General features: G+C 68.4%; 9 protein-coding genes. 5 read left to right on the plus strand and 4 right to left on the minus strand.

What is annotated here, in order from left to right:
• Positions 1-7 precede the first annotated feature (7 nt).
• From P6F26_RS15320 to irrA, 3 genes are all read right to left on the minus strand, one after another.
• Positions 8-691 (minus strand): DUF6639 family protein, encoded by a 684-nt coding sequence (locus tag P6F26_RS15320; RefSeq protein WP_278029568.1) that lies wholly within the window; start codon positions 689-691, stop codon positions 8-10.
• A gap of 40 nt (positions 692-731) precedes the next feature.
• Positions 732-2,552, minus strand: a complete 1,821-nt coding sequence (typA, locus tag P6F26_RS15325; protein ID WP_278029569.1) for a translational GTPase TypA — start codon at positions 2,550-2,552, stop codon at positions 732-734.
• Between the two features lie 123 nt (positions 2,553-2,675).
• Positions 2,676-3,095: an iron response transcriptional regulator IrrA gene (gene irrA, locus P6F26_RS15330; RefSeq protein ID WP_278029570.1), complete on the minus strand. Its 420-nt coding sequence runs from the start codon at positions 3,093-3,095 to the stop codon at positions 2,676-2,678.
• 265 nt (positions 3,096-3,360) lie between these two features.
• Between irrA and fabA the strand changes: the two genes are divergently transcribed.
• On the plus strand, positions 3,361-3,870 hold the full coding sequence (gene fabA, locus P6F26_RS15335) for a bifunctional 3-hydroxydecanoyl-ACP dehydratase/trans-2-decenoyl-ACP isomerase (protein WP_278029571.1): 510 nt from the start codon (positions 3,361-3,363) through the stop codon (positions 3,868-3,870).
• 26 nt (positions 3,871-3,896) lie between these two features.
• Here fabA and P6F26_RS15340 read toward each other — a convergent pair whose 3' ends face one another.
• Positions 3,897-4,115, minus strand: a complete 219-nt coding sequence (locus tag P6F26_RS15340) for a YgaP family membrane protein (RefSeq protein WP_278029572.1) — start codon at positions 4,113-4,115, stop codon at positions 3,897-3,899.
• A gap of 165 nt (positions 4,116-4,280) precedes the next feature.
• Here P6F26_RS15340 and P6F26_RS15345 point away from each other — a divergent pair, with 165 nt between their 5' ends.
• The 4 genes from P6F26_RS15345 (at position 4,281) to P6F26_RS15360 (ending at position 7,528) form a co-directional block, all read left to right on the plus strand.
• The gene (locus tag P6F26_RS15345) at positions 4,281-5,510 is read left to right on the plus strand and encodes a beta-ketoacyl synthase N-terminal-like domain-containing protein (protein ID WP_278029573.1); all 1,230 of its coding nucleotides are present in this window, start codon (positions 4,281-4,283) and stop codon (positions 5,508-5,510) included.
• Between the two features lie 7 nt (positions 5,511-5,517).
• Positions 5,518-6,306, plus strand: coding sequence for an enoyl-ACP reductase FabI (locus P6F26_RS15350; protein ID WP_278029574.1), 789 nt, complete (start codon positions 5,518-5,520; stop codon positions 6,304-6,306).
• Positions 6,307-6,383: 77 nt separating this feature from the next.
• The gene (locus P6F26_RS15355; RefSeq protein WP_278029575.1) at positions 6,384-6,878 is read left to right on the plus strand and encodes a GFA family protein; all 495 of its coding nucleotides are present in this window, start codon (positions 6,384-6,386) and stop codon (positions 6,876-6,878) included.
• A complete protein-coding gene (locus P6F26_RS15360) occupies positions 6,875-7,528 on the plus strand; it encodes a dimethylsulfonioproprionate lyase family protein (protein WP_278029576.1) in 654 nt (217 codons plus the stop codon). The genes P6F26_RS15355 and P6F26_RS15360 overlap by 4 nt, the downstream gene beginning before the upstream one ends.
• Positions 7,529-7,548: the final 20 nt, after the last annotated feature.

The following is a 7,548-nucleotide window of genomic DNA, read 5'->3' on the forward strand; positions in this document are numbered from 1 at the left end:
TCGTCGTTCAAGGGTGTTCGTAGTCCAGCAGGACCTCCCCGCGCGCGACCTGTCCGATGAAGGCGCAGGGGTCCTCCCGCTGCATCAGGTGCTGAAATGCGCGCTGGGCGAAGACGTTCGGCGCCATCAGCAGGATCATCCGGCTGATGGCATCGCGCGGCACGCGGCCCTCGACGGTCGAGGTCGCCTCGAACGCGGCGCGATCGGCCTCGGGGAGGAAGAACACCTGCATCGTGTAGGCGACGTATTCCTGCGCCGCGAGGCAGCTTCCGAAGGGGCAGGGCAGGTCGTCGAGCGCGGCGTGGGCAAGCTCGTGGCGGATCACGCCCTCGAAGAACGCGTCGTCCGAGATGCTGGCGAAGGCCGAGGCGGCGCCGATCGCGCGAAGCTCGGTGTAGGAGGCTTGCGACAGGATCTCGATGCGCCTCTCGCCGCAGTGATAGACGCCGAGGCAGTCGTCCTCGAGAGCGTCCACCATCGCGATCGTGACCGGTGCGGGAACCGTCAGGCTGCATGTCTCGAGCTGTTCGGTCGCGCGCGCGGCGGCCTCGCAGACCCGCCCGGCCTCGGCGCCCGCGTTTTCGGTGAAGACACGGCCGCCGGGGCAGGCGAGGGGCTGCGCCGCAAGCGCGCCCGCCCCCGTCAGCGCGATTGCGCACGCGATCGCCGGATTGCGAAAAAGCCCAAGCAACAACGGCCCGCCTCCAGTCGATGCGGGCCGTCGCGTGGTGTCAGCCCGCGGCCCGAGACTGCCGCTTGCGTTCGTGGGGGTCAAGGAAACGCTTGCGCAGGCGGATCGCGTTCGGCGTGACCTCGACCAGTTCGTCGTCGTCGATGTAGGCGATGGCCTCTTCCAGCGACATCGTGATCGGCGTGGTCAGGCGCACCGCCTCGTCGGTGCCCGAGGCGCGGATGTTGGTCAGCTTCTTGCCCTTCAGCGGATTCACCTCGAGGTCGTTGTCGCGCGAATGCTCGCCGATGATCATGCCCTCGTAGACGTCGGCCTGCGCGCCGATGAACATCCGTCCGCGATCCTCGAGGTTGAAGAGCGCATAGGCGACCGACTGGCCGTTCTCCATCGAGATCAGGACGCCCGCGCGACGGCCGGGAATGGCGCCCTTGTGCGGCTGCCAGGAATGGAACACGCGGTTCAGCACGCCCGTGCCGCGCGTGTCGGTCAGGAACTCGCCGTGGTAGCCGATCAGCCCGCGCGACGGCACCAGCGCCATGATGCGCGTCTTGCCGGTGCCCGAGGGGCGCATGTCCGTCATCTCGCCCTTGCGCGTGCCGGTCAGCTTCTCGATCACCGCGCCGGAATACTCGTCGTCGACGTCGATCGTGACCTCTTCGATTGGCTCGACGGTCACGCCGTTCTCCTCGCGCAGGATGACCTGCGGCCGCGAGATCGACAGCTCGAACCCCTCGCGGCGCATGTTCTCGATCAGGACGCCCATCTGCAGTTCGCCGCGTCCCGAGACCTCGAAGGCCTCGCCGCCGGGAGTGTCGGCGACGCGGATGGCGACGTTCGATTCCGCCTCCTTCATCAGCCGCTCGCGGATCACGCGCGATTGCACCTTCTTGCCGTCGCGGCCCGCCAGCGGGCTGTCGTTGATGCCGAAGGTGACGGTGATGGTCGGCGGGTCGATGGGCTGTGCCGGCAGCGGCTCGTCCACCGCCAGCGCGCAGATCGTGTCGGCGACGGTTGCCTTGGCCATGCCGGCGAGGGTGACGATGTCGCCGGCCTGCGCCTCTTCGATCTCCTGCAGGGCGAGGCCGCGGAAGGCCTGGATCTTGGAGACGCGGAACCGCTCGACAACCTCGCCGTGGCGGGACAGCGCCTTGACGGTCGCGCCTGCCTTGACCCGGCCGGCCTCGACCCGGCCGGTCAGGATGCGGCCGATGAAGGGGTCCGCGCCGAGCGTGGTGGCGAGCATCCGGAAATCCTCGTCCACGCGCGACAGCTGCCGCGGCGGCGGCACATGGCGCACGATGAGGTTGAAGAGCGCGTGAAGGTCCTGCCGCGGGCCGTCGAGTTCGGCATCGGCCCAGCCGGCGCGGCCCGAGGCGTAGAGGTGCGGAAAGTCGAGCTGGTCCTCGTCGGCGTCGAGCGCCGCGAAGAGGTCGAACACCTCGTCGAGGGCGCGGTCGGGCTCGGCGTCGGGCTTGTCGACCTTGTTCAGCACCACGATCGGGCGCAGGCCGAGGGCGAGCGCCTTCTGCGTCACGAACTTCGTCTGCGGCATCGGCCCCTCGGCGGCATCGACCAGCAGCACCACGCCGTCCACCATCGACAGGATCCGCTCCACCTCGCCGCCGAAGTCGGCGTGGCCGGGCGTGTCCACGATGTTGACGCGCGTGCCTTTCCATTCGACCGAGGTGGCCTTGGCCAGGATCGTGATCCCGCGCTCGCGCTCGAGGTCGTTGCTGTCCATGGCGCGTTCGGCCACGGCCTGGTTCTCGCGGAACGAGCCGGATTGTTTCAGAAGGTTGTCGACGAGCGTGGTCTTGCCGTGGTCGACATGGGCGATGATCGCGATGTTGCGCAGGTCCATGGAGTTTTTCAGCCGGAAAGGGAGGGTTGGCGCAGCCGTTACAGGCAGCGGCGCAGCTTGGCTAGGGGGGAACGGACATGACGGGCCTGCAAGCGGCGAAGGGCAGCCGGCCCGCGGCCCGCCTCAGCCGGTCTTGCGAAGGCGGATGACCACGTCGACCTTGGCGATCTCGTAGCCGTCGGGCACCTCGGGCAGCGAACTGATCTCGAGGCCCCTGGACGGCGCGTCGCTGAGGCTTCCGTCGTCCTCGTGGTAGAAATGCGGGTGATCGTCGATGCGGGTGTCGAAGTAGGACCGCGTGCCGTCCACGGTCACTTCCTGCATCAGGCCCGCGTCGCAGAAGGCGCGCAGGGTGTTGTAGACCGTCGCCAGGGACACGCGGTCACCGCTGCGCAGGACCGCGTCGTGCAGGCCCTCGGCGGTGACGTGGCGATCCTGACCGTCGCCGACCAGAAGCGAGGCAAGCGTCAGCCTCTGGCGCGTGGGCCTGAGGGCGCCGTTTGCCAGCCAGTTCTTGCCGCGTTCAAGCGCCTGCGGGGTCATGGAAGCCGTCTTTCGATGCGTGTCATGCCATGTATATGGCGAGAGGGGCGCGTTTTTCAATCGCAAAGCGGCCCCTTGGCCAAGCGGGCCGCAGCCGCCGCGGCAGGCTTGCCAGCCGTTCGGACGCGGTGATAGACCGGAGCGCAACGCAGGTTCGCCGCCGCCAGAGGCCTTTCGGGCCGGGCCCCCTTGGGCCGCGGGGCGGCGAAAGGACCGCACACACGGCCCGGAAGCGGCCGGGATCAACAGCGAGGGCAGCGCGGCCATGACGACCTATCCGACGACGTTCGACAAGGACGACCTGCTGAAGTGCGCGCGCGGCGAGCTTTTCGGCCCCGGCAACGCACAGCTTCCGATGCCGCCGATGCTGATGATGGACCGCATCACCGACATCTCGGGCGACGGCGGCGCGCACGGCAAGGGCCATGTCGTGGCCGAGTTCGACATCACCCCCGACCTCTGGTTCTTCGAGTGCCATTTTCCGGGCAACCCGATCATGCCGGGGTGCCTCGGGCTTGACGGGCTTTGGCAGCTGACCGGCTTCAACCTCGGCTGGCGCGGCTGGCAGGGGCGGGGCTACGCGCTGGGCGTGGGCGAGGTGAAACTGACCGGAATGGTGCGGCCCGACCGCAAGATGCTCACCTACTACGTCGACTTCACCAAGGCCGTGCAGACCCGCCGCCTGACCATGGGCGTCGCCGACGGCCGCGTGGAGGCCGACGGCGAGACCATCTACCAGGTCAAGGACATGAAGGTGGCGCTCAGCGAAAGCTGAGACCGCCGTCCGTCCACTTCGGGCGGCTAGTCGCTCGTGCCCGTTCCGAGAACGGCGTAGCCGGGGCAGCGCCGCGTCAGCCCGGTGATCAGAAGGACCGCCCCCACGAGGCCCGCGAGCCACGGAACCCACGCGCCGTAGCCCGCGGCCCATGGGCTGAACAGGGCGAACCCCAGCAGGACCAGCCCAAGGACGACCCGGATGACCTGATCGGCCCGGCCCACGTTCACCTTCGAGAAATCCATCGGACACTCTCCCATCGCTTCCGGATTCCGGGGCCAACGCGGAAGGGCGGGCTCCGGTTCGCGCCGCGCCGGACCGCGCGCGCCGTGGGCGTGTGGTCCGGCGGAACTTGCGCCGGTGCCCCGCCCTGTCCTACACAGGCCACTGATCGCTTGAAGGGAGGCCTTATGCGCCGTGTCGTCGTTACCGGATTGGGGATCGTCTCCTCGATCGGCACCACAGCCGAGGAAGTCACCGCATCGCTGAAGGCGGGGCGCTCGGGCATCACCGCGAACGAGGCGATGGCCGAACACGGCTTCCGCAGCCGGATCGCCGGCGCCGTCGATCTCGATCCTGCCGAACACATCGACAAGCGCACCTTGCGCTTCATGGGGCCGGGGGCGGCCTATTCCTACATCGCCATGGGACAGGCGATCGCCGATGCGGGCCTGTCCGAGGCCGATGTCGTGGACCCGATGACGGGCCTGATCGCGGGGTCGGGCGGGCCTTCGACCTCGGCGATGCTTCAGGCGCACCAGACGGTGCTGAGCTCGGGCTCGACCAAGCGGATCGGCCCCTTCGCCGTGCCCAAGTGCATGTCCTCGACCGTCAGCGCGAACCTCGCGACGGCCTACCGCATCAAGGGGATGAACTTCTCCATCACCTCGGCCTGCTCCACGTCGCTTCACTGCATCGGCATGGCCGCGCAGCAGATCGCGCTCGGCCAGCAGGACGTGATGTTCGCGGGCGGCGGGGAAGAGCTCGACTGGACGCTCTCGTGCCTGTTCGACGCGATGGGCGCGATGTCCTCCAAGTACAACGACACGCCCGACCGCGCCTCGCGCGCGTTCGACGCTGGCCGCGACGGGTTCGTCATCTCGGGCGGCGGCGCGATGGTCGTGCTCGAGCCGCTTGAACGCGCGCAGGCCCGTGGCGCCACGATCTACGCCGAGGTCACGGGCTTCGCCGCGACCTCCGACGGCGCCGACATGGTCGCGCCCTCGGGCGAGGGCGGCGAGCGGGCCATGCGCGGCGCGCTGCGGACGCTGCCCGAGGGGCGGCGCGTCAGTTACATCAACGCGCACGGCACCTCGACGCCCGTGGGCGACGTGGGCGAGGTCGAGGCGGTGCGCCGCGTCTTCGGCGAGGGCACGACACCGCCCATAAGTTCCACCAAGTCGATGACAGGTCACGCGCAGGGCGCGGCCGGTGCGCTCGAGGCGATCTTCTGCCTCCTGATGCTGAAGGACGACTTCATCGCGCCTTCGATCAACGTCGAGACGCTCGACCCGGCCCTCAGGCCCGAGGAGATCGCGACCGCGACCGTCGAGAACGCGGGCCTCGACACGGTGATGACCAACTCCTTCGGGTTCGGGGGCACGAACGGATCGATGCTCCTGTCCCGCTTCAACGGATGACCTGCACATGACCGACCTGATGAAGGGCAAGCGGGGCCTGATCATGGGCGTCGCCAACGAACGTTCGATCGCATGGGGCATCGCGAGGACGATGAGCGAGGAAGGCGCCGAGCTTGCGTTCTCCTACCAGGGCGAAGCCTTCGGCAAGCGGGTGGAGCCGCTGGCGGCCTCGGTGGGTTCGTCGCTTCTGGTGGACGTCGACGTGATGGACGATGCCTCGATGGACGCGGCCTTCGCGCGGATCGGCGAGGCGTGGGGCAGCCTCGATTTCGTCGTCCACGCCATCGCGTATTCCGACAAGAACGAGCTGACCGGCCGGTTCATTGACACCAGCCGCGAGAACTTCCGCAACTCGCTGACGATCTCGTGCTATTCCTTCATCGACGTGGCCAAGCGCGCCTCAGCGCTTATGCCCGACGGCGGAACGCTCCTGACCATGACCTACCAGGGCTCGAACCGGGTGACGCCCTACTACAACGTCATGGGCGTGGCGAAGGCGGCGCTGGAATCCTCGGTGCGCTACCTTGCAAACGATCTCGGGCCGCAGAAGATCCGCGTCAACGCGATCTCGCCGGGGCCGATGAAGACGCTCGCGGGCGCGGCGATCGGCGGCGCGCGCAAGACCTTCAAGACCACCGAGGCCAACGCGCCCCTTCGCGCCAACGCCACGCTCGAGGCGATTGGGGGAACGGCGGCCTACCTTGCGTCCGACTACGGGGCCTGCACCACGGGCGAGGTCATCGTCGTGGACGGCGGCTATCACGTCCTTGGAATGCTCCAGCCCGAGAACCTCTGACGTCAGCGCACCAAACCGGTTGACCCCCGACGCGGCTTCCGCTTCGGTCTTGCGAACCAAGCAAAGAGGGACACCTCATGGCCGAGGGGCATCACGGCCGCTGTCTGTGCGGCGGCATCGGGTACCGGACCGGGGCGGATCCGCTCTGGGTGACGGTCTGCTACTGCTCGTTCTGTCAGCGCGCCACGGGCTCGGACAAGATGATCGAGCCGATCTTCGAGCGCGCGGGTTTCGTGTTCGAGGGGACGCCATCGGTGTTCACCCTGCCGTCCGAGGGGAGCGGCAAGAGCGTCCACGTGCATTTCTGCGCGACCTGTGGCACCAAGCTCGCGCTGACCTTCGAGCGCTGGCCGGACAAGATCGGCCTCTATGTCGGCACGCTCGACGATCCCGCCGCCATCGCGGTCACGCCGGAAAACTCCAAGCACATCTTCCTGTCCGAGGCGCGGCCCGGCACGATCGTTCCGCCAGGCGTGCCGGCGTTCCAGCGACACGCCGCCGAGCCCGACGGCACGCCGGTCACCCCCTCGATCCACGAAGGCTTCCACGTCGTCGGGCGCGATATCCCGTGAACCTGCAGCTCAACGACCGGCCCGACTGGATCTACCTGCTCAGGGAATTCGAGGCGCTTTACCGCCATGGCTCGGACGGCGGCAGCACGTCGATCCGAAGCCATCGCAAGAGGGTGCGCGAGGAGCTGTCGAAGATCTTCGCCACGAACCCTCCGATCGACATGCGCGCGCCCGCGATCAAGCCCGTGACCGCGCATTTCTCGCGCGCGCTCGATCTGGGGGAGCGGGGCTACATGCAGGGCATGGCCCGCGCCCTGCGCGAGGTGCGCGACACGCTGACGTGGGAATACGGCTACGAGAAGGTGCCGCCGGCGCTGGCCCGGAAATACGCCTATTGCGAAATCCTCGGCCCGCGCGGCCCGGTGTCGTGGCCGGGCCTGATCCTCGGATTCGTGCTGTTCGCGCCGCGCACGACCTACCCGCAGCACAGCCATTCGCAGATCGAGGAAAGCTACATCTCGGTGGCGGGCGCCTGGTCCGAGAACAACGCGGCCGTCTATGCGCCGGGATCGCTGATCCTGAACCGCGCGGGCGACGAGCACCGGATCACCACCGGCGAGCGCGAGCCCTGCCTTCTGGCCTATGCCTGGGCGGGGCCGGCCGAGCAACTGGGCGCGCCGGGCATGAAGTTCAGCGCGACACGCAAGTGACGCGCGGCCCGAGGGTCGCG

This window comes from Roseicyclus salinarum (genome assembly GCF_029624655.1).
Lineage (GTDB): Bacteria > Pseudomonadota > Alphaproteobacteria > Rhodobacterales > Rhodobacteraceae > Roseibacterium > Roseibacterium salinarum.